Genomic DNA, 23157 nt, shown 5'->3' with positions numbered 1-23157 from the left:
AGATGACGAACTCCATGGACGCACTGGTAGACCGGCTGGACCGCATCCGCGGCACCGTGGCGCCGCGCAACCACAACGCCCGCACCATCGCCGCGCTCACCAACAACCCCGGCTGCGGCCGGCGGGGACTGATGGACGCGGCCGGGGTGAACAAGGGCGCCGTCGCCGGGCAGCTGGGTTTCCCCGCCGCCTTCGGCCAGTCGCGGTTCGCGATCGCGCGCGGCAACGCGTTCGAGGCGCAGGTCAAGGCCGACGGCGCGGCGGAGCTGCTGCAGCTGCTGCGTGAGCGGCTCGGCCTGGCGATCCCCGAGGTGGCGTACGACGACCTGTCCAGCGTCGGCGGCAACGCCAGCCGCGAGGTGCGCTACGCCCGCACCCGCAACCTGCTCGCGCGCGCCGCCGCGGAGCGGGACGACGCCGGCACGCTGTTCGACCATCCGATGCTTCGGCTGGACATCGCCGGCTACTACGCGTACCTCGAGCCCGACCTCATCGCGTTCCGGGTCGGCGGCCGCTTCCACGTGGTCGAGATCAAGTCGTTCGCCGTGATCGACGGGCAGGCCGACCCGGGCAAGGCGGCCGCGGCGGCCAAGCAGTCGGCCGTCTACGTGCTGGCGATGCGCGAGCTGCTCGGCGAGCTCGGCCACCCGCCGGAGACCGTGTCGCACGACGTGGTGCTGGTCTGCCCGGAGAACTTCGCCAACCGGCCGACCGCCACCCTCGTCGACGTGCGCAAGCAGCTGAGCGTGCTGCAGCGGCAGCTGTCCCGGCTCACCCGGCTCGACCAGATCGTCGACGCGCTGCCCGCCGGGCTCTCGTTCGACCTCGCCTACGACGCCGACCAACTGGCCACCCGCCCGCCGGACGAGCTGCGCAAGGCCGTCGGCACCATCGACGCGCGGTACACCCCGGACTGCCTCGGCTCCTGCGAGATGGCGTTCTTCTGCCGTGACGAGGCCACCGGCTCCACCTCGGCGCTGGGCCGCTCCATCCGTGACGACCTCGGCGGCGTCGAGAGCGTCTCCACCGTGCTCGGCCTGGCCCGCGGCACGCTCACCCCCGGCGCCGGCCAGGAGGAGATCGCCGGCCTGCTGCGCCTGGCGCACCGGCTGCGCACCGAGTGCCTCGGCTCGGGACGTTCTGAGTGAGCGTCCTCACCGCGCTGGCGCGGGCGGAGGCCGTCGAGTCGGGGCGCGCGCAGCCGCTGACCACGGTGCGGCACACGCACATCGCGCAGGCGCCCCTGGTGCTGGTACCGCTGGCGCTGGCCGGCGAGGCCGCCGCACCCCTGGCCGCCATGGTCGGCACCGACCGCGACGCCGGCCGTCTGCTCGTGGTGGCCAACCCGCGCGACCGCACCCAGCGCTTCGAGTTCGTAGCGGAGCTGGCGCGGGTCGTCGTGAAGTACCTCGACGGCTTCTCCCGCTCGCTGGACGCGGGCCACACCTCGAAGGTCCGCTACGCCGACGCCCCGCAGGTGCTGGTGCCCAACGGCGGCGGGATCGACTTCGTCCGGCTGCTCGGCCGCTCGACGCGCTTCCGCCGCACGTACGGGCCGCACCCGGTGCACCGCAGTGTCCCGCTGCTCGGCCAGTGGCTCACGTTTCTGCGCGAGCGCGCCGACCACCCCGGCTCGGCGATGCTGCTGGCGATGACCGAGGTGCTCGGCGAGCACTGGGCGACCGGGCAGAGCGGCCTCGAGGACGCCAATCTCGCCGCGCTGCTCGGCTGGCTCGACCCGCCCGCCGGCCTCGACGGTGCGGCCGCGGCGGCGCTGGCCGAGGACCCGCTGCGCTGGCCGCCGGCCGGGCCGAGCACCGACCCGACGTTCGACAACGAGGTGCTGACCCCGGCGCTGGCCGCCTATGCGCGTGCCGCCGACCCGCAGGGGCGCAGCCGTGCCCTGTCCGCGCTCACCGCCGCCCTGCAGGAGCAGGTGGAGCCGACGTGGGGCCTCATGTGGCGGGCCGTGGACCTGCTGCGGGCCCGGCCGCCGGGCGCGTCCGTCGAGGGGCGGTGGGCGGTCGATCGCGATGTGTTCACGGTGTACCACATGTCACTGGCCGAAGGCACCGCGCTGCCCCAGCCGCGGCGCGACAGTGCCGTCGCCGCGGCCGGGCGCCTCGACCGGCTCGAGCGCGAGCAGGCCCGCTACGAGGCACAGCGGGCCCTCGACGATCCGCTGATCATGGCCGAGTTCCGGCTGTCCGGCGAGGCATTCACCGGCACCGTCGTGGCGGCCTCGCCGAACCGGGTCGACACGTCGGGCAAGAAGGCCGCGCTGCGCCCGCACATCACCGTGCAGACCGACGACCCGGTGCGCCTGGAACCCGGCGCGCTGCTCGTCTCGCCGGCCCGGCTGGCCCAGCAGGCGACGGTGGTCTCGGTCTCATCCGTCGACGTCGTCCTCGAGCTCAGCAAGGGCATGGGCCGCTCGACGAAGCAGCCGGCGCCGGGCTCGGTTCCGCAGGTGGGGGAGCTGGTGACGTACGGCCCGGTCAGCGACGCCTACCAGCCGCCGGGCCGGTTCCCGAGCCGCGAGGACACGCCCTGGACCCACGGCGGCCCGCCGCCGGACCCGCAGCCCACCGACTCCGACGCCGCGGAGGACTGGTCGTGACCATCATTGAGGAGATCCTTGATGACTTCGGGTCTTCCGCCGGACGCGGGGTGGTGGTCGACTCGCCGCCCGGCGCCGGCAAGTCGACCCTCGTGGTGCGCGCGGCCCGCACCATGGCCGAGGCCGGCGAGCGGCTCATGGTGGTCGCGCAGACCAACGAGCAGGTGGACGACCTCATCGACCGCCTCGCCGGGGCCGCGCCCGGGCTGGAGATCGGGCGCCTGTCGGCCTCGACCTACGTCCCGGCGCAGCGCGTCGTCAAGCACGGCTCGGTCACCGTCAGCGGCGCCGTCTCGGACGTGCAGAACAGCGCCGTCGTGATCGGCACCGCCGCGAAGTGGGCGACCGTCACCGACGGCACGTGGGAGCGGGCGATCGTCGACGAGGCGTACCAGATGCGCTCCGACATGCTCCTGCGGGTGGCCGGGCGCTTCTCCCGCGGCCTGTTCGTCGGCGACCCCGGGCAGCTCGATCCGTTCTCCGTCGTCGCCGTCGAGCGCTGGGCCGGCCTGTCCTGGGACCCGATGCAGAGCGCCGTGGCGGTGCTGCTGCGACACAACCCCGACCTGCGTGTGCACCGCCTGCCGGTGTCCTGGCGGCTGCCGCCTTCGGCCGCGTCCGTGGTCTCCGCCGCCTTCTACCCGTTCACCCCGTTCGAGGCCGGGACCCGGCCGGCCGACCGCAGCCTCGAGTACTCCGTGCGCGCCATCGGCGGCGACTCGCACGTCGAGGCCACGCTCGAGACCGCCCGGCGCACCGGCTGGGCGCTGCACGAGCTGCCGGCCCGGCACACCGTGCGCACCGACCGGGAGGCCGTGGCCGCGATCGCCGCCATCGTGGTGAGCCTGCTGCGGCGCGGCCCGATCGCGTACTCCGAGCACGCCCCCGAGGGCCGCCCGGTGACCGCCGACCGGGTCGCGGTGGGTGCGGCGCACCGAGACCAGGTCGCCGCGATCCGTCAGGCGCTGGCCGACACCGTCGCCGCCGATGTCACCGTCGACACCGCGAACCGCCTGCAGGGCCGCGAGTACGACGTGACGGTGATCCTGCACCCGCTCTCCGGCCGCCGCGACGCGAGCGCGTTCCACCTGGAGGCCGGCCGCCTGTGCGTGCTCGCGTCGCGGCACCGCCACGCGTGCGTGGTCGTGGCTCGGGCCGGGATCGCGGAGCTGCTGGACACGCACCCGTCGGCCGAGCCGGTCCATCTCAACGTGCCGGTGCGCTTCCCCGACGGCTGGGAGGCCAACCAGGCGATGCTCGCGTACCTCGCCGCCCTGTGAGGCGGCGAGGAGGTCACCGCGCGATGTTCAGGCGGGCAGTGCGAGCGTCGCCGCCACCAGGGAGTGGTCCGACGTGACCGCCGTGCCGACCGTCACCGAGGTGCAGGTCAGGCCGCGTACCAGCACGTGGTCGATCTCCTGCGCCGGGCGGTCGGCGGGGAAGGTGCGCACCGGGCGGAACGGCGCGAAACCGTCCGAGTACCCCGCCTCCGCGAACGCCCCGAGTGACCGACTGCCCGGCGCGATGTTGAGGTCGCCCGCGATCAGGGTCGGGCGTGAGCCGCCGAAGCGGGTCGCGAACGCCGCGATCTCCCCGACCTGCACCAGCGGCTCGCCGTCCGGCGGCGGCTGGATGTGGGTCGACACCACGGCGATCTCGCGGCCGCCGAAGGTCAGCACGGCACCGAGGGCCTGGGCGCCCGTCGGGGCGCCGGCGGCGGTGAGTGGCAGCGACTCCACGGCGCCGATGGGCAGGTTGGTCAGGATCGCGTCGCCCCATACGGCGTCGGCGGCGGGCCCGAAGACGTACCGCATCCGCAACGCCCTCGCCAGCACCGCGAGGTCGTCGTGGCCGCCGTTGAGCAGCCAGGCCCGGTCGACCTCGGAGAGCACCACGACGTCGGGGTGCTGCGCCGCGATCGCCCGCGCGGCATCGGCCGGACGGTAGGTCCCGTCAAGACCGAAACCCATCCGGATGTTGTACGCCACGAGCCTGATCGACGCGCCCGACCCCTCGGCGACCCTCGGCGGCACCGACGCGCCCGCCAGCGGCACGAGCAGGCAGACGACGCCGAGCGCGGTCCAGCCGGCCGTGACGGCGCGCGACGACGCGCGGGGGAGCGGGGCCGCGGCCGGGTGGACGGACCGCAGCAGCGAGGCCGCCGGCAGCAGCGCGACCACGGGCGGGACCCAGCGGTTCGGATACCCGACGTCGTACGCCGCGTAGTACGCGATCGCCGCGACGACGAAGACCAGCATGCCGCCGGCGGCCGCGTACCCGCGCCGGTGCGCCGGGCCGGCTGGGCTCGATGAGGCCAGGCGCAGCGCGAGCGCGAGGGAGGGTGCCCCGAGCACCAGCGCGAGCCACAGCCGCACCGGTGAGCCGAAGTCCCAGGCGAAGAGCGCGGCCGAGGCGACCAGCAGCACGGCCGCGGCGGCGCGGGCGGGCCGGCCGGACGGCACGCGCGGGGCCAGTGCGACGGCCAGGAACGCGAGCACCACCAGGCCCGTGGCGAGCTGAGGTAACGCGACCGGCGACGTCTCGGCGTATCCGGCGGTGCGGTAGGACGCGGCGACGCCGGCGACGGCGGGCGAGAGGGCATACATCCCGGCGAGCAGCAGCCCCGGCCCGACGAGGAACCAGCCGCCGCCGGCGGCCGTGGCGCTGGGTGGCTCGCGGCGCAGGCCGAGGCAGGCCCAGACGAACAGGGCGCACTCGGCGAGGGCGATCGGGGCCGCCCACCACCACGACCGCCAGGACAGGTCCACGGTCGACAGCGCGGCGTGCTCGATCGCGGCGGCGGCCAGGCCGGCCGGGACGCCGACGCCGGTCGGGGCGCCGGCCGCGGCGGTCGCGGTGAGCCAGGCGAGACCGGCGAGCAGGCCGGCCGAGGCGGTGTACAGCTGCGGCTGGCCGCCGTGCACGAAGACCAGTGCGAGCCGTGCGGCGGCGAGGCCGAGGGCGCCGGCGAGGGCCACGCGCCGGACGCCGATGCGCGCGGCCAGCGGTACACCGGCCACTCCGGCGACGAACCAGACCAGCGCGAAGGCGCCCATCAGCTCAGGCGGGGTAGACGCCGCCTGCCCGAAGATGGTGATGATCGACGGGAGCCAGACTCGCAGGAGATCGACGAGCAGCAGGATGCCTGCCGCTGTCGCGATGGTGCTCGCGCGGTCAGTCCTCGCGGACCACGACCTGGACGGCGGCGTCATCGTCGAGACGATAGCCGACGCCGCGCACGGTGGCGATGATGCGTGCGGCGTCGCCCAGCTTCACCCGCAGGCGTCGGACGTGGACGTCGACCGTGCGCTCGGTGCCGACCATGTCGTAGCCCCACACCTGGCGCAGCAGCTGCGCCCGGCTGAACACGCGGCGCGGGTGCTCGCACAGGAAGAGGAAGAGGTCATACTCCCGGCGGGTCAGCGGCACCGGCGCGCCGTCCTGCAGGACCAGGCGGGAGCCGGTGCACAGGTAGAGCGAGGGCGCGTCGGGCGTGGCGCGGCCGATGCGCCTGGCCTTCGCGTCGCCGCCGGCCGGAGCGGGCGCCGTCTCCGCCGCGGTCTCCACGAGGCGCAGGGCGCGGCCCTGAGACGCCGGTGTGGAGCCGGTGCGCGGAAGCGGTGCGTTGCGTTGGATCTGCTGGGTGGCCTGGCTGGCGGCGAGGGCCTCAAGGTCGCTGAGCAGGCGAGATGCCTCCGGTGGGAGTTCCTCGCCGTTGAGCGTGATGTGGACGGTGATGGTGACCACGGAGCTTGCGACGTCTGGCGCGCCGACGACCGAAACGGCCATTTCTAATCCTCTCGAAAACCTTCTGAATGAACGCCGATTTCAACCGGGGGTCACTCGACAAAGGCCGTCGAAATGGTGCTCGCGGCGGGATATCCACATTGGATCTAGCAGCACCTCATGGCACATGGCATCGACCTTACCAGGAACGTCACATGAAGCGACAGTCGTGTTACATGCCGCACAGAATAGATCGTGACTAATTCGTCAGACGTTTTGGGGTGGTATTCACCGGCAATTCACGAGACGGGTACCCCGATAACTTTCGGTGAGTCTGTCGTCGCGGTCAACGGCTTCCCATAATGTGGAAGATCGTCTTATCCTGTTACATCACTTCCAGCGCATCCTGCGCAGACATCGCCCGTAAATCCTATCTGCTAGATAGAGTCGTCTCTTCCACCATATGAGATGGCGGCGCGAAGCTCTCCCGCGCTGACAATACTCGCCCCCAGCCGCGTCACTCGCTGCCGTAGGAGTCGGTCGGATGTCGCCACGATGACGGGCCGATGATCCACATTGTCGCGCACGAGCGCCACAATGTGATCGTCGCCGGATTGCGGGGCCGCCTCGACGGGCACCGCGTCGACCGGCGGCACCCCGCGAGCGGCGCCCTCCACCACCAGGGTGACGTCCCCGGGGAGGGCGGATCGGTCGCGATCGGCCAGGGCGTCGCGCAGCCGGGCCGCCGCCCCCGCGCGATCGCGCCACCAGCCGTCCGGCACCGAGCCGACCACGTTCGCGCCGTCGACGATGATGAGCGGTTCCATACGGCCAGTCTGACCCGGTGGCCCGCCGATTTCCTCAGGCGCGCCGCGGTCGCTGCGGGCGCCGGGCGGTAGCCGCCGCCGGGGGCGGCCGGCGACAGTCCACTGTGGATTCTGCTGCGCCTCCCCGCCCTCCACCGTCCTCGCCTGCGAGAAACCGGCCGCCAGGGCCTCCTTCTGCTTTGATGGGCGCTATGGCGCGCACGCGGCTCTACCGGGACGGGCGGCTGGAAGCCGAGGACTTCCCGCTCGACGACATATCGGAGCACCTCAAGGAACAGGGCACGGTGGTGTGGCTGGACCTGACGGACCCGGACCGGAAGGACTACGAGCGGGTGCAGGAGGAGTTCGGGCTGCACCGGCTGGCGATCGAGGACGCCTCCTCGCCGCACGAGCGGCCCAAGCTCAGCCACTACGCGGCGCACGTGTTCTTCAACGCCTACGCCGTCGGCTTCGACCGGTCGGCCGGCGACCTGGACCTCCACAAGGTGTCGGTGTTCGCCACCGAACGGGCCCTGATCACCGTGCACGCCGCCGACTTCGACATGGACGCCGTGCTCGAGCGTTGGGACGCCACCGCGGACCTGGCCGGGCACGGGGTCGCCTACCTGGCGCACGGGCTGCTCGACGTCGTCGTCGACGGGCAGTTCGACGCGGTGCGGCAGCTCGACGAGGCGCTGGAGGCGCTGGAGGAGCACCTGTTCGAGGAGACGCCGCAGGCGATCCGCAGGGTGCAGCGGCGCAGCTTCCGGCTACGCAAGAGCCTCGGCCGGCTGCGCAAGGTGGTCCTGCCGATGCGCGAGCTGGTCAACGGCCTCATGCGCGCCCGCGAGCACCTCGTGGACGACGAGATGCTGCCGTATTACCACGACCTCTACGACCACGTCCTGCGGGTGGCGGAGTTCACCGAGTCCCTGCGCGACTTCACCGCCACGATCCTGGAGTCCAACCTGGCGGTGCAGGGCAACCGGCAGAACAGCATCATGAAGAAGGTCACCAGCTGGGCAGCCATCATCGCGGTACCGACGGCTGTTACCGGTTACTACGGGCAGAACCTGCCGTTTCCGGGTTATGAGAAGCAGTGGGGGTTCCTGATCTCGGCGGTGCTCATCGTGCTTCTGTCAGTGGGGCTGTACGTCACCTTCAAACGCAAGGATTGGCTATGACTGAACACTTCGACGTCGTCGTCCTGGGTGCCGGCCCGGGTGGCTACACCGCCGCCGTGCGATCGGCGCAGCTCGGCCTGCGTACCGCCATCGTCGAGGACAAGTACTGGGGTGGCGTCTGTCTCAACGTCGGCTGCATCCCCTCGAAGGCGCTGCTGCGCAACGCCGAGCTGGCGCACATCTTCACCGCCGAGGCCAAGACGTTCGGCATCCAGGGCGAGGTCACGTTCGACTACTCCGCCGCCTTCCAGCGCAGCCGCAAGGTGGCCGACGGGCGGGTCAAGGGCGTGCACTACCTGATGAAGAAGAACGAGATCCGGCAGTACTCCACCAAGGGCACGTTCCTCGACGACCACACGCTGCAGGTCGGCGACGAGACCATCACCTTCGCCAACTGCATCATCGCCACCGGTGCGACGACCCGGCTGCTGCCCGGCACCACGCTGTCGGAGCGGGTCGTGACGTACGAGGAGCAGATTCTCACCGAGGAGCTGCCGTCCTCGATCATCATCGCCGGGGCGGGCGCCATCGGCGTGGAGTTCGCCTACGTGCTGCACAACTACGGGGTGAAGGTCACCATCGTCGAGTTCCTGGACCGGATCGTGCCGCTGGAGGACGCCGAGGTGTCGGCGGAGCTGCTCAAGCGGTACAAGAGGCTGGGTATTTCGGTCTTGACCTCGACCCGCGTCGAGTCGGTCGAGGAGACCGGCGACGGCGTGCGGGTGACCGTGTCCTCGAAGGGCCAGTCGCAGACGCTGGAGGCGGGCAAGCTGCTGCAGGCCATCGGCTTCGCGCCGCGGGTGGACGGCTACGGCCTCGAGAAGACCGGTGTCAAGCTGACCGACCGCGGCGCGATCGACGTCGACGGGCGGCTGCGCACCAACGTCGCGCACATCTACGCGATCGGCGACGTCACCGCCAAGCTCATGCTCGCGCACGCGGCGGAGTCGATGGGCATCGTCGCCGCCGAGACGATCGCCGGGGCCGAGACGATGGAGCTCGACTACGTCATGATCCCCCGGGCGACGTACTGCCAGCCGCAGATCGCGAGCTTCGGCTGGACCGAGGAGCAGGCCCGCGCGAAGGGCTTCGACGTCAAGGTCGCGAAGTTTCCGTTCACCGCCAACGGCAAGGCGCACGGCCTCGGCGACGCGACCGGGTTCGTGAAGCTGATCAGCGACGCGAAGTATGGCGAGCTGCTGGGCGGCCACCTCATCGGGCCGGAGGTCACCGAGCTGCTGCCCGAACTGACGCTGGCGCAGCAATGGGACCTCACGGTCCACGAGGTGGCGCGCAACGTGCACGCCCACCCGACCCTGGGCGAGGCGGTCAAGGAGGCTGTCCACGGGCTGTCCGGACACATGATCAACATGTAGTCCAGCACGCGGGATCGGCGGGACGGCGACGCGCCGCCCGCCGATCCCGATCGGTACGCTTTGCCTCATGCGGCAGGAGTGGCACCACTTCACTTACCCCGGTCCGGAGATCTCCCGCGTCGCCGTCCCGGGCAACCAGGATGACGACGAGTTCGGCCTCGACCGGTGGCGCACGCTGCCCCGGGCCCAGACCCCGCCGTGGCCCGACCAGGCCGCCGTCGACGAGGTAGGGCAGCTGCTGACGTCCGTGCCGCCGATCGTCGCCCCCTACGAGGTCGACCAGCTGCGCGAGCGCCTCGCCCTCGTCGCCGACGGCAAGGCGTTCATGCTGCAGGGTGGCGACTGCGCCGAGACTTTCGCCGACAACACCGAGGCCCACGTCCTGGGCAACGCCCGCACGCTGCTGCAGATGGCGGTCGTGCTGACCTACGGCGCCTCGCTGCCGGTCGTGAAGATCGGCCGCGTCGCCGGCCAGTTCACCAAGCCGCGCTCGGCCGCGCTCGACTCGCTGGGCCTGCCCGCCTACCGCGGCGACATGATCAACTCGCTCGACCAGGACCCGGAGGCGCGCGTCGCCGACCCGCAGCGCATGGTCCGGGCCTACGCCAACTCCTCGAGCGCGATGAACATGCTGCGCGCCTACCTTGGCGGCGGCATGGCCGACCTGCACGCCGTGCACGACTGGAACAAGGGCTTCGTGGTGACCTCGCCGGCCGGGCAGCGCTACGAGGCGATCGCCCGCGAGATCGACCGGGCGCTGCGCTTCATGCAGGCCTGCGGCGTCAACGACGACGAGGCGCTGCGCAGCGTCACGCTGTACTGCTCGCACGAGGCCCTCGCTCTGGAGTACGAGCGGCCGCTGGTGCGCATCGCGGGCGGCCGGCCGTATGGGCTGTCCGGGCACTTCCTGTGGATCGGCGAACGCACCCGCCAGCTCGACGGCGCGCACGTCGACTTCATGTCGCGCATCGCCAACCCGATCGGCGTCAAGCTCGGCCCGACCACCTCGCCGGAGCAGGCGCTGGAGCTGTTCGAGCGGCTCAACCCGCAGAACATCCCCGGCCGCCTCACGTTCGTGGCCCGGATGGGCAGCACCAAGGTCCGCGACGCACTGCCGCCGATCGTGGAGAAGGTCACCGCCGCCGGCTGCCGGGTCGTCTGGCAGTGCGACCCGATGCACGGCAACACGCACGAGTCGTCCAACGGATACAAGACCCGCCACTTCGACCGCATCGTCGACGAGGTCCTCGGCTACTTCGAGGTCCACCGCGAGCTGGAGACCCACCCGGGCGGCCTGCACGTGGAGCTGACCGGCGAGGACGTCACCGAGTGCCTCGGTGGCGCGCAGGCCATCGTCGACGAGGACCTGCCGGACCGCTACGAGACCGCCTGCGACCCGCGCCTCAACACCCAGCAGTCGCTGGAGCTGGCGTTCCTGGTCGCGGAGATGCTGCGTGGCTGACGTCGTCATCGACTTCAGGTCCGACACGCTCACCCGGCCGTCGCCCGCCATGCGCGAGGCGATGGCCGGGGCCGCGGTCGGCGATGACGTCTTCGACGAGGACCCGACGCTGCACGAGCTGCAGGAGCACGTCGCCGGGCTCTTCGGCCACGAGGCCGCCCTGTTCGCGCCCAGCGGCACGATGGCCAACCAGATCGCCCTGCAGCTCGCCGTGCCGCGCGGCGAGGAGCTGCTCTGCGACGCGGCCGCGCACGTGGTCACCGACGAGATCGGCGCGGCCGCGGCGATCGGCGGCGTGTCGACGCGCACCTGGCCGTCCGCCGGCGCCGACCTCGACCCGGCCGTGGTCGCCGAGATGATCCGCCCCGACGGCTTCGTCGCCATCCCGACCCGTGCGATCGCCGTCGAGCAGACCCACAACCGCCAGGGCGGCGCGGTCCTGCCGCTGGCGACCCTCCAGGCCCTCCGCGCGATCGCCGACGACGCGGGCGTCCACCTGCACTGCGACGGCGCCCGCATCTGGCACGCCCACGTGGCCGACGGCGTACCCCTGGCCACCTATGGCCGGCTCTTCGACTCGCTCTCCGTCTGTCTCTCCAAGGGCCTGGGCGCCCCCGTCGGCTCGCTGATCGTCGGCTCGGCGGAGCGCATCGCCGCGGCGCGCAAGCTGCGCAAGCGGATGGGCGGCGGCATGCGCCAGGCGGGCATTCTGGCCGCCGCGGGGCTCTACGCGCTGCACAACAACATCGCGCGGCTCGCCGAGGACCACGACCGCGCCCGCCGCCTCGCCGAGGCCCTGGCCCCGTCCGGCGTCGTCGACCCGGCCCGCATCCGCACCAACATCGTCCCGCTCGACCTGACCGGCGCCCGGGTGGACGGCCCGGCGTTCGCCACGGCGGCGCGCGAGCACGGCATCCTGGTGTCGGTGCTCGGCCTTCGCCTGGTCCGCCTGGTCACGCACCTGGACCAGACCGAGGACGGTATCGACCACGCGGTGAAGGTCCTGCCGACGCTGCTGTCTCACTGAACGCGGTTGTCCCCCCGAAGCCCGGTCCCTGCGACCGGGTTCTCCGGTTCGCCGGCTTTTGCGGACCTCGGAGTTCAATCGGCCAACGCGTTTCCCGTCGCGCCTGGATGACCGCCTGCCTCACCGCCGCGCTGGCTGCCTTTCCGTGACACGTTACGAACGGTCGCATGTTTCGCGATATTGCCGGAAATAGCCAGCGCTATGCCCGAGGTGGCGCAGGTCAGCGCGCCTGCGACGATCATCGCGCCGTCGGCGTGCAGGAGGGCGACGAGGGGCGATGCCGCCGCGGTACCGACGCCGATCGCGGTCTGGATCACGGCGCCGGTCGCCGCGAAGGCCCGGCCGTGCTGGGCCGCCGGGGTACGCCCGCTGATCAGCGCGCTCTGCGCGACGTTCGCCAGGCCGTTGCCCAGCCCGCCGAGCGTGGACGCGACGAACGCGAGCGTCAGGTTCGGGGCCAGCCCGATGCCCGCGATCCCGGCCCCGGTCAGCAGGTTGCCCAGCGCTAGGCCCGCGTGGTCGCTCATCCGGATACGCGGCAGGATCTGCGCCCCGAGGAGCGCGCCGACGCCCCACAGCGTCAGGTACAGGCCGTAGCCCGACTGGCTCGCCCCCAGCTGCCCCACGAACCGGAACGGCGCGGCCACGTTGTCGATCACCCCGCTGCTGATGGCGATCGCGCTGCCGACCAGTGCCGTGCGCAGGAGCCGGTCGGCGAAGATCAGTCGAAGCCCACCCTCGGCCACCGGCTTTGCCCGCGGCGCGCTTACGGCGTCCGAGTCGCCCGGCGCGTCCGTGGCGTCCGCGTCGCCCCGCGCGTCCGCGGCGTCCGCGTCGGTCGGCGTGCGTGACCCGACCGTCGGCGGCGAGGCACTTGCGGCGGTCGCGCCAGCCGGGCGGCGGCGGGCGGCGAGGGCGGAGCACGCCAGCGTGAGCACGGCGAAGGTGGCGGCGTCCACCAACACGGCGGTCGTCGAGCCGAACACCCCCGTGAGCAAGCCGCCGGTGGCCGGCCCGGCGATCCAGCCCAGCCCGGTGCCGGTGGCCAGGACGGAGTACCCCCGGGCGGCACCCTCCTCGCCCGTGATGGCAGGCACCAGCGCGGCCGTGGCCGGGCGCACAAACGCGGAGAGCGCCGTGACGCCGGCGAAAAGCGCGAGGATCGCCCACAGCGGCGTGGCGAACGCGAGCGGCACGCACAGCAGCGCCTGCCCGGCCAGCGCGGCGAGCAGCACCGCCCGGGTCTCGAACCGGTCCACGATCCGTCCGGTGATCGGGGCCAGCACGACATACGGCACCAGCTCGGCCGCCAGCAGCCCGGCCACCCAGCCGCTTCCGTGCGGCTCCAGCCGCAGCAGCAGCGCGACGAGTGCGGCCGCGTCACCAGCGGTCGACACCGCGAGGCCGGCGCCGAGGATCGCGAGGTCGCGGCGCATCAGACGGGCACCGCACGGGCGTTGGGGACGAGGACCGCACCCGGCGTGGGTGGGCGCCGGCACGGATTCACGGTGCAAGACTTCTAGTTACGAACGCCGATGTCAAGCAAGATGGCGATGAATGATAAAGCGTGACGCACAGCGTCTTTATTGAGTTTAGAGCAACCGTTCATTGGCTGGTAGCGGCAGCCCGCGAGCCAAGTCTCCGTGGTCATGCGCCCGGCGTCCATGGTGCGTGGGGTTCTCCATGATCACGGAGCGAACGTGCTGATTCTTGTACATTTTCACTCCGTGATCATGGCGAACATGATGGCCGGTCGACGCAGATCGCAGGCGCGGCCGCCATGCCAAGCACCCAATTGACAGTCCTCTTATCCGTGCTGGCCCCCGCCCGCAGCGCGCCCCCGCGCCGAGACCGTGCGGCTGCCGTCCGCGCCGAGGCTGTGCTGCGCCGTGCCTGCGCTGCGCCGTGCCTGCGCTGTGCCGTGCCCGAGCCTCATCGGGGCCTGCCCGGGGGCCATCTGGGCTTCCGCGCGGTCTGGGCGTCAGTCCTCTTCTTGCGCCGCGGCGCGCAGGAGCGCGATGTCCGCCGCATGGTCCGCGGCGTCCGTGCCGCTCGGGGTCTCCACGATGAGCGGTACACCCCGGACCGCCGGATGCCTGAGCAGCTCCGCGAACGCGTCCGCGCCGATCGTGCCCTTGCCCAGCGACTCGTGGCGGTCCCGGGCCGAGCCGCACGCGTCCTTCGAGTCGTTGGCGTGGATCAGTCGCAGCCGGTCAGGGCCGACGGCGGTGACCAGCGCGTCGAGCGTCTCGGTCATGCCGCCCGGCGTGGCCACGTCGTGGCCCGCGGCCCAGGCGTGGCAGGTGTCGAAGCAGACGCCGAGGAGGGGATGGTGGTCGACAGCCGCCAGATACTCGGCCAGGTGCTCCACCCGCGACGCCAGCGACCGCCCGCCGCCCGCGCTCGGCTCGACCAGTAGCGGCGGCCAGCCCTCCCGTTCGGCCTGGTCGAGGAGCGGGGGCAGCACACGGCGTATCGTTGCGAAGGCTTTTTCGGCGTGGTCGGCGTCCACCGCGGATCCGGCGTGGAACACCACGCCCCGGGCCCCGATGTCCCGGCCCCGGCGCAGCGCGTGTTCGAGCGTGGCCAGCGAGCGCTCCACGGTCGCCTCGGTCGGCGAGCCCAGGTTGACCAGCAGCGCCGCGTGGATGTACGCCGTCACGCCGTGGTCCTCGCAGCCATTGACGAACGCTTCGTCCTGCTTCGCGTCGCCCGGGGTCAGCGCCCAGCCGCGAGGATTGGAGACATACACCTGGACCGCCGTCGCCTTCGTCTGCCCGACGTAGCGCAGCGCGGCCTTGGCCAGGCCCCCGGCGGCGGGCGCGTGCCCGCCGACCGGGGCGATGACGGTGTCAGGCATCAGAAGAAGGCGAACAGGGATACGTGCTGGCCGGGGACGACCGGCGTGCCGGGCGGCGGGTTCTGCTGGCGGACGGTGCCGAAGCCCTGCGCGTCGACGGCCAGGCCGAGGCCCTCGAGCTGGGAACGTGCCTGGTCGAGTGGCATGTTGCGCACCTCGGGCATCGGGATCTGCGCGGGGCCCTTGGAGATCTGCAGGTCCATCTCCATGCCGTCGGCGACGCTGTTGCCGTCGCCGATGCTCTGCGCGACGATCTCGCCCTTGGGCTTGTCGCTGTCGACCTCCTCGACCTTGCCGAGCTTGATCTTCACCTTGGCGAGATCCTGCTTGGCCTGGTCGAGTTGCTTGCCGACGAGCTTCGGTACCTTGACCGGGTTGGGGCCCTTGCTGACGTGAACGGTGATCGTCTGCCCCTGCTTGACCTCGGTGCCGATCGGCGGCTCGGTGTCGACGACGTAGCCGACCGGCACAGCGTCGTCGAACCGCTCGGCCCGGTTGCCGACCAGCTTCATCGCCTGCAGGTCGACCTGCGCGAGGTCCCACTCCTTGCCGGCGATGTCGGGCACCTTGTACACCTCGGGGCCCAGCGACAGCGTCAGCGTGATCATGCCGCCGTCGAGGATGCGCCCGCCGGGCGCCGGATCCTGGGAGAGGACCTGGTCCCTCGGGATCTTCTTGTCGAACTTCGGGTCGGCGAACTTCACCTTGAAGCCGGCGGCGGTGGCCAGCTGTGCGGCCTGGTCCTTGGGCTTCGTTCTCAGGTCGGGGGCTTCGGTGTAGCGCCCCACGCCGAACCAGTAGCCGCCGATCGCGACGAGCAGGCCGAACGTCAGCATCGCCGCGATCACGGCGAGCCGGGTCCGCGGGTTGGCGTTGATCTGATCGAGCAGCCCCTGCGGATCGCCGCCGGGGCCCGATTCGGTGCGGTGCCGGCGGTTCACCGGTTGCGCGGGAGCGGTGGCGGGCAGCCGGGCCCACGAGGGGCGCTGGGTGGCCTGAGCGGTCTGATACGTCTGCGGCACCGACTCGACCCGTGGCACCACCACGGTCGGCGGCGAGACCGGGCGGGCCCGGGTGGCCAGCGCCGTGCCGATGTCCTCGCGGACCGACTGCACCTCGGCGAGCATCGCGCCCGCGTCGGTCGGGCGGCCGCCCGGGTCGCGGCGGGTCGCGCGGGCCACCAGGTCGTCGATCTGCGGGGGCAGCCCGGGCACGTATCGCGACGGGAACGGCACGTCGCGGTCCACGTGCTGCCAGGCCACCTCGACGGGGCTGCCGGCCTCATAGGGCACCCGGCCGGTGAGCATCTCGAACAGCACGATGCCGGCCGAGTAGACGTCGGTGCGCGGGTCCGCGTGCCCGTCGGTGACCAGCTCGGGGGCCACGTAGGCGACGGTGGCCATCAGGTGCGAGCCGGTCTCGTCGGCGCTCGCCTCGACGGCGCGGGCGAGGCCGAAGTCGGCGACCTTGACGACGCCGTCGACGAGGTTGTGCGTCTCGCCCGGCGACTCGGCGACCAGCACGTTTTCCGGCTTGACGTCGCGGTGCACGAGGCCCGCCCGGTGCGCGGCGGCGATCGCGGCGAGCATCTGCTCCATGATCGCGAGAGCGTCCTGCGGCTGCAGGCGGCGCCGCTCGGCGAGCAATTCGCGCAGGGTCCGGCCGCGCACGAACTCCATCACCAGATACGGCAGGCCCTGGTGCGTGCCCTGGTCATACACGGCGACGACGTTGGGGTGGGTCAGCCGGGCGATCGTCTTGGCCTCATCGGTGAACCGGTCCAAGAACTGCGGGTCGCGCGACTGCGCGGGATGAATGATCTTCAGCGCGACGGTGCGCTCAAGCCGCTCGTCGAGCGCGGTGTAGACCGTCGCCATGCCGCCCCTGGCGACACGCGAGCGAACGCGGTAGCGCCCGTCGACAAGCGCACCGAGCAGTGGATCGGCGACCGTGGTATCCATTGGCTGCGAGTGTACGGCTGGCGGGGCCGAAGGTCAGCGCCCGTCGCCGGATTGTCCCGAACCGGCGCCCTCGTTGGTGCTTTGTCACCGTTTCGAGTGACTTGTCCATGACCATCAGGGCCACGGACCCGACACGTAGGGTGATGGGCTGGCGGGTCTCGCTGGGGCTCGCGTGCCGGCGGAGCTACAGCCTCGCTGCCCGTTCCTCTCTCGCGACGGGTGCGCATTAATCTGCAGATGTGAGCGAACAACCTGCCGTCCCGGCCGAGTGGCTGACCATGCCCGAAGTGGCGGAGCGCCTGGGGATCCCGGTCAACCGGGTGCACCAGCTGGTCCGTGACCGTGCCCTCATCGCCGTCCGGGAGAGCGGCGTGCTGCGCGTCCCCGCGGACTTCGTCACCGAAACGGGCGTGCTCAAGCACCTTCCTGGCGTGCTGACGTTGTTGTACGACGCTGGGTACAACGACGACGAGGCCCTGCGGTGGCTCTACACCGTCGACAAGTCGCTGCCCGGGACCCCCGCCGAGGCGCTGCACGGCAACCGGGCCACCGAGGTCAAGCGGCGCGCCCAGGCGCTGGGCTTCTGACGGTGCGCTGGACCTACCTGCTGGTGCTCGCCGGCTGTCTGGCCAGTGCGCTCTGGCTCGAGCCGGTGCTCAAGGTGGGTGTACTGCGGCAGGTGCGGCGGCTCGTGCTGACCGTCGCGCCGGTCGCGGCCGTCTTCGTGGCCTGGGATCTGCTGGCGATCCGCGCCGGGCACTGGACCTTCGACCCGCGGCAGATCGCCGGGCTCGTCCTGCCCGGCGGCCTGCCCCTGGAGGAGCTGCTGTTCTTCCTGGTCGTGCCGGTGTGCGCGATCCTGGGTTTCGAGGCGACCCGGCAGACGCTGCGGCGCTGGTCCCGCCGATGACCTACACGGCAGCCGCCGCCATCGGGGTCGTTTCGGCGGTGGTACTCGATGTGGCGCTGCTGCGCACGCGCCTGGTGCTCGGCCGCGTGTTCTGGCTCGCGTACCCGATCGTGCTCGCCTTCCAGCTGCTCTCCAACGGGATCCTCACCGGCCGCGGCGTCGTGCTCTACAGTCCGTCGGCCATCCTCGGGCCGCGCCTGGTGCACGCCCCGGTCGAGGACCTCGCCTTCGGGTTCGCCCTGGTGCTCAGCACGCTGTCGCTGTGGACCCGCCTCAGACCGCGCGCTGGGTCGCCGCCTGGGCCAGGCCCGTCAGGACCTCCCGGGCCTCGTCCGTGATCTCCGCGGTGTCCAGCGCCCGCAGCGCCGCTCCGGTCAGCTCCGCGATCCGCTCCTCGGTGCGGTGCAGCGCCCCGCTGTCCACGATCGTCCTGCGTAGCAGGGCCACCCCCTGCGCGTCCAGGCCCGGGTCGCCCAGGCGGTTGTCGAACACGCCGTGCCCGGCGCTCTCGATGGCGGCCGCGATCAGGTAGGTGCGCTTGCCCTCGCGCAGGTCGTCCCCGGCCGGCTTGCCGGTCACCGCCGGGTCGCCGAACACGCCGAGCACGTCGTCGCGCAGCTGGAACGCCTCGCCCAGCGGCAGCCCGAACGCCGAGAGCGCCTTGGCCAGCCGCGGCGAGTCCCCGGCCAGCGCCGCGCCGAACACCAGCGGCTGCTCGATCGTGTACTTCGCCGACTTGAACCGCGCCACCAGGCTCGCCCGCGCCGTCGACGTGTCACCTGTGGCCTGCGTCTGCACGTCGAGGTACTGCCCGATGGTCACCTCGCTGCGCATATCGTCGAACACCGGCCGCGACCGGGCGAGTGTCACCGGGTCGAGCCCGCTGGCGTGCAGCATCTCGTCCGACCAGACCAGGCACAGGTCCCCGAGCAGGATCGCCGCCGCCGTGCCGAACCCGTCGCCGTCGCCGCGCCAGCCGCTCGCCCGGTGCAGGTTCGCGAACCGCCGGTGCACCGCCGGCTCTCCGCGCCGCGTCTCCGAGCCGTCCATCACGTCGTCGTGGATGAGCGCACTGGCCTGCACCAGCTCGAGCGCCGCCACGGCCGCGACGATCTCGTCGGCGTCGGCGCCCCCGGCCCCGCGATACCCCCAGTACGCGAACGCCGGCCGCAGCCGTTTGCCGCCCCCCAGCACCAGCGCGTCGATGGCGTCGGCTACGGGCCGTAGCGCCTCGGGCTCGATCTCGGTGAGCCGGTCGCGCCGCAGGCGCAGGAACCGGTCGAGGGCCCGCTGGACCCGAATGCGAAGGTCGGCTCGGTCGAGGAAGGGGTGCGTCACGGCAGAGACGCTAGCTCGAAGCTCGCCCCGCCGGCTCGGCGGTGTCCGTCACACCGGGTAGCAGTCGTCGCATGGATTCGTACATTTCGGAAAAATCGCGATAGGGAGCGCCGCGCCGCAACCCCGGCCGGACCCGTTCGAGCTCTCGGAGCACCCGGACCGACCCGCTGGACACGCAACCCGCCAACGCCGCGCAGGCCGCGGCGCAGGCCTCGTCCAGCTCCCCGGCCGCGACGAGCGCCCGGGCTCGGGCGACGTGCACGAGCCCGGCCGCGCGGAACCGCACGCCCTCAGGCCGGGACGGCGTTTCCGCCGTTCGTGGCCTACCTGGACCACCCCGTCCACCCGGTCCACCCGGCACGCCCCGCCCCTGTGCCGACCAGCTCGGCGCCTCGCCGCCCGCGGCCCTGCCGCCCCGATGCGGCTCGGCGGTGCCGGTGGAGGTGCCGGCTCGGGGCGGCCCGGCGCTGTTCGCGCCCGTCCCCGGCCGGTGCGGTCCGGAGGCATTCGTGAACGCGGCGTGACGGTGTGGCCCGGTGGTGTTGGTGAAGGTGGCGGCCCGCCGCAGGTCGGCGGTGTTCATGGACGTGAGCCGTGTGGGCTCGCAGGTCGCGCTGGGCGTGGGGGCCAGGGCGACGGCCAGCAGTGGCAGCGCGAGCCGGTGCCGCCCCAGCTCCGCCTGGCATCGCCCGGCCGCGGCGGCGAGGTGGGCGTCGTCGAGCCAGTACAGCCAGGGCGGATCGTGCTCCTCGGTGCGCACCCGGTGCGCCCGCTCCGCCGCGGCCAGCGCCGCGTCGCAGTGGCTCCGCTCGCCGCACGCCGCCGCGGCGGCCGCCTCCCGCAGCCAGAGCAGCGCGATCGTGCCGGCGTCGGCGGGCGCCGCCACCCGCCGGGCCGCTCGCGCCAGCCGCAGCGCGGCCGCCCCGTCGCCTTCTTCCGCACGCAGTTGCGCGAGGCAGCCGAGAAGGTGCCCCGCGAGCGCCCCGTGCCCGCCGTCGATCGCGGCCCGCACGCCGCGCCGGGCGAGCCCGGCGACCGTCCGCCCGCGGACCGGCGCTCCGGCGTCCACGCCCGCCCAGATCGCGAGCTGCGCCAGCTGCGCGATCAGCCCCAGCGCCGGCGCCGCGGCCGGCTCCCCGCGGCCCCGCACCGCCGCCGCGAACTCGTCGCGGACGCGGCGCACCAGCTCCGGCCCGCAGACGAGGTCGTCCATCCGCCGCAGCTCGGCGATCCGTCGCTCGGCGTCCACGTTGAGCCCTTCGTCCGGTCCCGCCGCGAGAGCCGCCGGAACGCCCGTGTGCGCGGCTTTCGCTGTCCGTGTCGCGGCCGGTTTCGCCGGTGCCACGGCTCGCGCGGCCCCGGCCGGAGCCCGCGGCGTGCCGGCCCCGGTCCGCCCCGGCCCGGCCTCAGCCGGCGACCCGGCCGCCGCCACGGCCACGGCCGGCGAAACAAGCGGCACCCAGGTCGGCGCCGCGGCTGCCGAAGCGGGCTGGGAACCGGCCGGCGAAGCGGGCGGTGAAACGGCCGGCGCCCAGGTCGGCGTCGTGGCTGGCGAAGCGGGCTGGGAACCGGCGGGCGAAGCGGGCGGCGCCCCGGCCGGTGCCGTGGCTGGCGAAGGACGCGGCGCGACGGCTGGCGCCCCGGCCGGTGCCGTGGTTGGCGAAGTGGGCTGTGCGAGGGCCGGCGAAGCGGACGGTGAAACGGTCGGCGCGGCGGACGAGGCCCCGGCCGGCGCTGTGGCCGGCGAAGCGGGCGGCGGCAGGGCCGGCGGCGTCGGCGGTGTGCCCGTCCCGGCTCGCGGCTGACCGCCCGTCGCGCGGTGCGGCCGGTCAGGTGCGCGGAGGCGGCGCGAGCACGCGGCCGCGCGTTGGAGGTCGTCCAGCGGTGCCTGCAGGACGAACGCCAGCCACGCCAGCCAGGGCGCGCCCGGTATCCGTTCGCCACGCTCCCATCGCGACACCTCGTGCCGTGTGATCGTGGGCACGTCGGCGGCCGCGCACAGCATCTCGGCCAGGCGCAGCTGCGACCGGCCCCGCGCCAGGCGCAGGCGTGTGAGCAGGGCGCCGAACGTCTCGTCGGCGGCCGGGATCTCGCCCGGTCTGCCAGGCATTCCTCACCTCCTGGAACCAGCGACCCCCGTCCGCTCGCGGCACCAGGGACACAGGCCCCGACCTGCGGCCGTCGCGGGCGGCCCCAGCCGAAGCAATGTCCACCCCGCCTTTCTACCCCAGAGGTACGACAGGATCCGGGCCCGTTCCGGAGTGCCTATCACCAGCCATTCGGCACTAGAGTCAGGGCGTGGCTCTCGGACTTCCCTCTGTCATGACCGGTGGACCGGCATCGATCGGCGACCTGATCGCGCATCATGGGCCCACGTTCTCGTTCGAGTTCTCGCCGCCGAAGACGCCCGAGGGGGAGCAGCAGCTGTGGCAGGCGATCCGGGAGCTCGAGTCGCTGCAGCCGTCGTTCGTGTCGATCACGTATGGTGCCGGCGGCAGCACCCGGGACACGACCGTGGCGGTGACCGAGCGCGTCGCGACCGAGACCACGCTGCTGCCGATGGCGCACCTGACGGCCGTCAACCACTCGATCGCGGAGCTGCGCAACGTGATCGGGCAGCTCGCCGGGGCAGGCATTCGCAACTTCCTGCTCGTGCGCGGTGACCCGCCGGGCGACCCGACCGGGGAGTGGGTCGCCCACCCCGATGGCGTGCTGTATGCGGAGGACCTGGTCCGCCTCGTCCACGAGGCCGGGGACTTCAGCATCGGGGTCGCGGCGTTTCCTTACAAGCATCCGCGCTCGCCCGACGTGGAGTCCGACACCGCCAACTTCGTCCGCAAGTGCCGGGCCGGCGCCGACTTCGCGATCACCCAGATGTTCTTCGACGTCGACGACTACCTGCGGCTGCGTGACCGGGTCGCCGCAGCCGGCTGCGACACGCCGATCGTCGCGGGCCTCATGCCGGTCACCGCCATCGGCACCATCGCCCGCTCGCAACAGCTCACCGGCGCCCCGTTCCCGCCGGAGCTGGCCGCGCGCTTCGAGCGGATCGCCGACGACCCGCAGGCGGTGCGCCGCCTCGGCATCGACCACGCCACCGAGATGAGCCAGCGCCTGCTCGAGGAGGGCGTGCCCGGCATCCACTTCATCACCTTCAACCGGTCCACCGCGACCCGCGAGGTGTGGCAGCAGCTCGGCGTCGGTGCGCGGACCTGAGCCGATCGGCTGGGACGGGTACTGCGAGCGCTGGTCCGAAACCCACGGCGGCTACGACCCGCGGGAGGCCGCGGCCCCGGTCCGGTGCTGGCTGCGGCTCTGCCATCGGCTGGGTGCCGGCCTGGTCCGCCTCGGCGTGCGCAGCCCCGACGCGATCACGTCGATCGGGCTGCTCTCCTCCGCGGCGGTACCCCTGGCCGCCGTCACCGTGCCCGCCGGCCCGCTGGTGGCCGCGATGCTGGTCCTGCTCTCGGCGTTCGCGGACACCGTCGACGGCGTCCTCGCCGTGGTCGCGGCGCGCGCCACGCGCCTGGGCCAGGTGTACGACGCGGTCGCCGATCGCCTCGCCGAGGCCGCCTGGCTGATCGCGTTCACGCTGCTGGGCGCCCCCGCGTGGCTGGCCGTGGCAAGCGGCGCGGTCATGTGGCTGCACGAATACGTCCGGGCCCGCGCCGCCGTGGCCGGCATGAGCGGCATCGGCACCGTCACGATCGCGGAGCGTCCGACCCGGATCCTGATCACGATCCTCGGCCTGCTGGCGGCGCTGCTCGACCCGCGCGCCGCGACCGTGACCCTCGCGATCGCGCTGGCGGTGTCGGTCGTCGGCTTCGCGCAGCTGTGGATGGCGGTGCGTAAGTCCCTGCGATGACCGGCACGAGGTGCCGGCCCTG

The 23157-nt window shown here is 72.7% G+C and carries 21 protein-coding genes; 13 read left to right on the top strand and 8 right to left on the bottom strand.

Translation table 11 applies throughout. The features are described from left to right. Positions 1–14: 14 nt before the first annotated feature. From AB0367_RS31135 to AB0367_RS31125, 3 genes are read left to right on the top strand one after another with little or no spacing between them, the layout of a single operon-like run. Positions 15–1148 (top strand): hypothetical protein, encoded by a 1134-nt coding sequence (locus tag AB0367_RS31135; RefSeq protein WP_366230040.1) that lies wholly within the window; start codon positions 15–17, stop codon positions 1146–1148. Beyond that, positions 1145–2620, top strand: a complete 1476-nt coding sequence (locus AB0367_RS31130; RefSeq protein WP_366230039.1) for a hypothetical protein — start codon at positions 1145–1147, stop codon at positions 2618–2620. The genes AB0367_RS31135 and AB0367_RS31130 overlap by 4 nt, the downstream gene beginning before the upstream one ends. Beyond that, positions 2617–3900, top strand: a complete 1284-nt coding sequence (locus AB0367_RS31125) for an AAA domain-containing protein (protein ID WP_366230038.1) — start codon at positions 2617–2619, stop codon at positions 3898–3900. Before AB0367_RS31130 ends, AB0367_RS31125 begins: the two co-directional genes overlap by 4 nt. A gap of 27 nt (positions 3901–3927) precedes the next feature. On the opposite strand, the gene AB0367_RS31120 is transcribed toward AB0367_RS31125, so the two are convergent. The 3 genes from AB0367_RS31120 to AB0367_RS31110 form a co-directional block, all read right to left on the bottom strand. After that, on the bottom strand, positions 3928–5832 hold the full coding sequence (locus AB0367_RS31120; protein ID WP_366230037.1) for an endonuclease/exonuclease/phosphatase family protein: 1905 nt from the start codon (positions 5830–5832) through the stop codon (positions 3928–3930). Next, positions 5795–6409, bottom strand: coding sequence for a winged helix-turn-helix domain-containing protein (locus tag AB0367_RS31115; RefSeq protein ID WP_366230036.1), 615 nt, complete (start codon positions 6407–6409; stop codon positions 5795–5797). The genes AB0367_RS31120 and AB0367_RS31115 overlap by 38 nt, the downstream gene beginning before the upstream one ends. A gap of 374 nt (positions 6410–6783) precedes the next feature. Continuing rightward, positions 6784–7173: an NYN domain-containing protein gene (locus AB0367_RS31110; RefSeq protein WP_366230035.1), complete on the bottom strand. Its 390-nt coding sequence runs from the start codon at positions 7171–7173 to the stop codon at positions 6784–6786. Between the two features lie 191 nt (positions 7174–7364). Here AB0367_RS31110 and AB0367_RS31105 point away from each other — a divergent pair, with 191 nt between their 5' ends. The 4 genes from AB0367_RS31105 to AB0367_RS31090 all read left to right on the top strand — a co-directional run bounded on the left by AB0367_RS31105 (position 7365) and on the right by AB0367_RS31090 (position 12201). Beyond that, complete coding sequence (locus AB0367_RS31105) at positions 7365–8336, top strand: magnesium transporter CorA family protein (protein ID WP_366230034.1); 972 nt, start codon at positions 7365–7367, stop codon at positions 8334–8336. Beyond that, complete coding sequence (gene lpdA / locus AB0367_RS31100; protein ID WP_366230033.1) at positions 8333–9712, top strand: dihydrolipoyl dehydrogenase; 1380 nt, start codon at positions 8333–8335, stop codon at positions 9710–9712. Before AB0367_RS31105 ends, lpdA begins: the two co-directional genes overlap by 4 nt. A 67-nt stretch (positions 9713–9779) precedes the next feature. Then, positions 9780–11174: a class II 3-deoxy-7-phosphoheptulonate synthase gene (locus tag AB0367_RS31095; protein WP_366230032.1), complete on the top strand. Its 1395-nt coding sequence runs from the start codon at positions 9780–9782 to the stop codon at positions 11172–11174. Beyond that, positions 11167–12201, top strand: a complete 1035-nt coding sequence (locus tag AB0367_RS31090) for a GntG family PLP-dependent aldolase (RefSeq protein ID WP_366230031.1) — start codon at positions 11167–11169, stop codon at positions 12199–12201. The genes AB0367_RS31095 and AB0367_RS31090 overlap by 8 nt, the downstream gene beginning before the upstream one ends. A gap of 74 nt (positions 12202–12275) precedes the next feature. Here AB0367_RS31090 and AB0367_RS31085 read toward each other — a convergent pair whose 3' ends face one another. The 3 genes from AB0367_RS31085 to AB0367_RS31075 form a co-directional block, all read right to left on the bottom strand. Next, the gene (locus AB0367_RS31085; protein WP_366230030.1) at positions 12276–13637 is read right to left on the bottom strand and encodes an MFS transporter; all 1362 of its coding nucleotides are present in this window, start codon (positions 13635–13637) and stop codon (positions 12276–12278) included. Between the two features lie 545 nt (positions 13638–14182). Continuing rightward, a complete protein-coding gene (locus tag AB0367_RS31080; RefSeq protein WP_366230029.1) occupies positions 14183–15061 on the bottom strand; it encodes a deoxyribonuclease IV in 879 nt (292 codons plus the stop codon). Further along, positions 15061–17022, bottom strand: coding sequence for a PASTA domain-containing protein (locus AB0367_RS31075; protein ID WP_366230028.1), 1962 nt, complete (start codon positions 17020–17022; stop codon positions 15061–15063). The genes AB0367_RS31080 and AB0367_RS31075 overlap by 1 nt, the downstream gene beginning before the upstream one ends. A gap of 278 nt (positions 17023–17300) precedes the next feature. Between AB0367_RS31075 and AB0367_RS31070 the strand changes: the two genes are divergently transcribed. Genes AB0367_RS31070 through AB0367_RS31060 form a run of 3 tightly spaced genes read left to right on the top strand, consistent with a single transcriptional unit; the run spans position 17301 to position 18270 of the window. Further along, complete coding sequence (locus AB0367_RS31070) at positions 17301–17609, top strand: Rv2175c family DNA-binding protein (RefSeq protein WP_366230050.1); 309 nt, start codon at positions 17301–17303, stop codon at positions 17607–17609. A 2-nt stretch (positions 17610–17611) separates the two neighbouring features. After that, positions 17612–17932 carry a lycopene cyclase domain-containing protein gene (locus tag AB0367_RS31065; protein ID WP_366230027.1) on the top strand — a complete coding sequence of 107 codons (321 nt, stop codon included), beginning with the start codon at positions 17612–17614 and terminating at the stop codon, positions 17930–17932. After that, positions 17929–18270, top strand: coding sequence for a lycopene cyclase domain-containing protein (locus AB0367_RS31060; RefSeq protein WP_366230026.1), 342 nt, complete (start codon positions 17929–17931; stop codon positions 18268–18270). Before AB0367_RS31065 ends, AB0367_RS31060 begins: the two co-directional genes overlap by 4 nt. Here the strand turns inward: AB0367_RS31060 and AB0367_RS31055 are convergent. Together AB0367_RS31055 and AB0367_RS31050 are read right to left on the bottom strand one after the other, a co-directional pair. Next, a complete protein-coding gene (locus AB0367_RS31055) occupies positions 18206–19270 on the bottom strand; it encodes a polyprenyl synthetase family protein (protein WP_366230025.1) in 1065 nt (354 codons plus the stop codon). The genes AB0367_RS31060 and AB0367_RS31055 overlap by 65 nt on opposite strands. Before the next feature lie 10 nt (positions 19271–19280). Next, entirely contained in the window at positions 19281–20519 is a 1239-nt protein-coding gene (locus AB0367_RS31050) for a hypothetical protein (RefSeq protein ID WP_366230024.1), read from the bottom strand. A 127-nt stretch (positions 20520–20646) separates the two neighbouring features. On the opposite strand from AB0367_RS31050, the gene AB0367_RS31045 reads away from it, so the two are divergent. The 3 genes from AB0367_RS31045 to AB0367_RS31035 all read left to right on the top strand — a co-directional run bounded on the left by AB0367_RS31045 (position 20647) and on the right by AB0367_RS31035 (position 23135). Next, a complete protein-coding gene (locus tag AB0367_RS31045) occupies positions 20647–21075 on the top strand; it encodes a hypothetical protein (RefSeq protein ID WP_366230023.1) in 429 nt (142 codons plus the stop codon). Between the two features lie 493 nt (positions 21076–21568). Then, positions 21569–22486: a methylenetetrahydrofolate reductase [NAD(P)H] gene (gene metF, locus AB0367_RS31040; protein ID WP_366230022.1), complete on the top strand. Its 918-nt coding sequence runs from the start codon at positions 21569–21571 to the stop codon at positions 22484–22486. Continuing rightward, positions 22473–23135, top strand: a complete 663-nt coding sequence (locus AB0367_RS31035) for a CDP-alcohol phosphatidyltransferase family protein (RefSeq protein WP_366230021.1) — start codon at positions 22473–22475, stop codon at positions 23133–23135. The genes metF and AB0367_RS31035 overlap by 14 nt, the downstream gene beginning before the upstream one ends. The last annotated feature ends 22 nt before the right edge of the window (positions 23136–23157 follow it).

The sequence above is a fragment of the Dactylosporangium sp. NPDC051484 genome, from assembly GCF_040689395.1.
Taxonomy (GTDB): domain Bacteria; phylum Actinomycetota; class Actinomycetes; order Mycobacteriales; family Micromonosporaceae; genus Dactylosporangium.
This window is presented reverse-complemented; position numbering and strand designations above follow the sequence as displayed.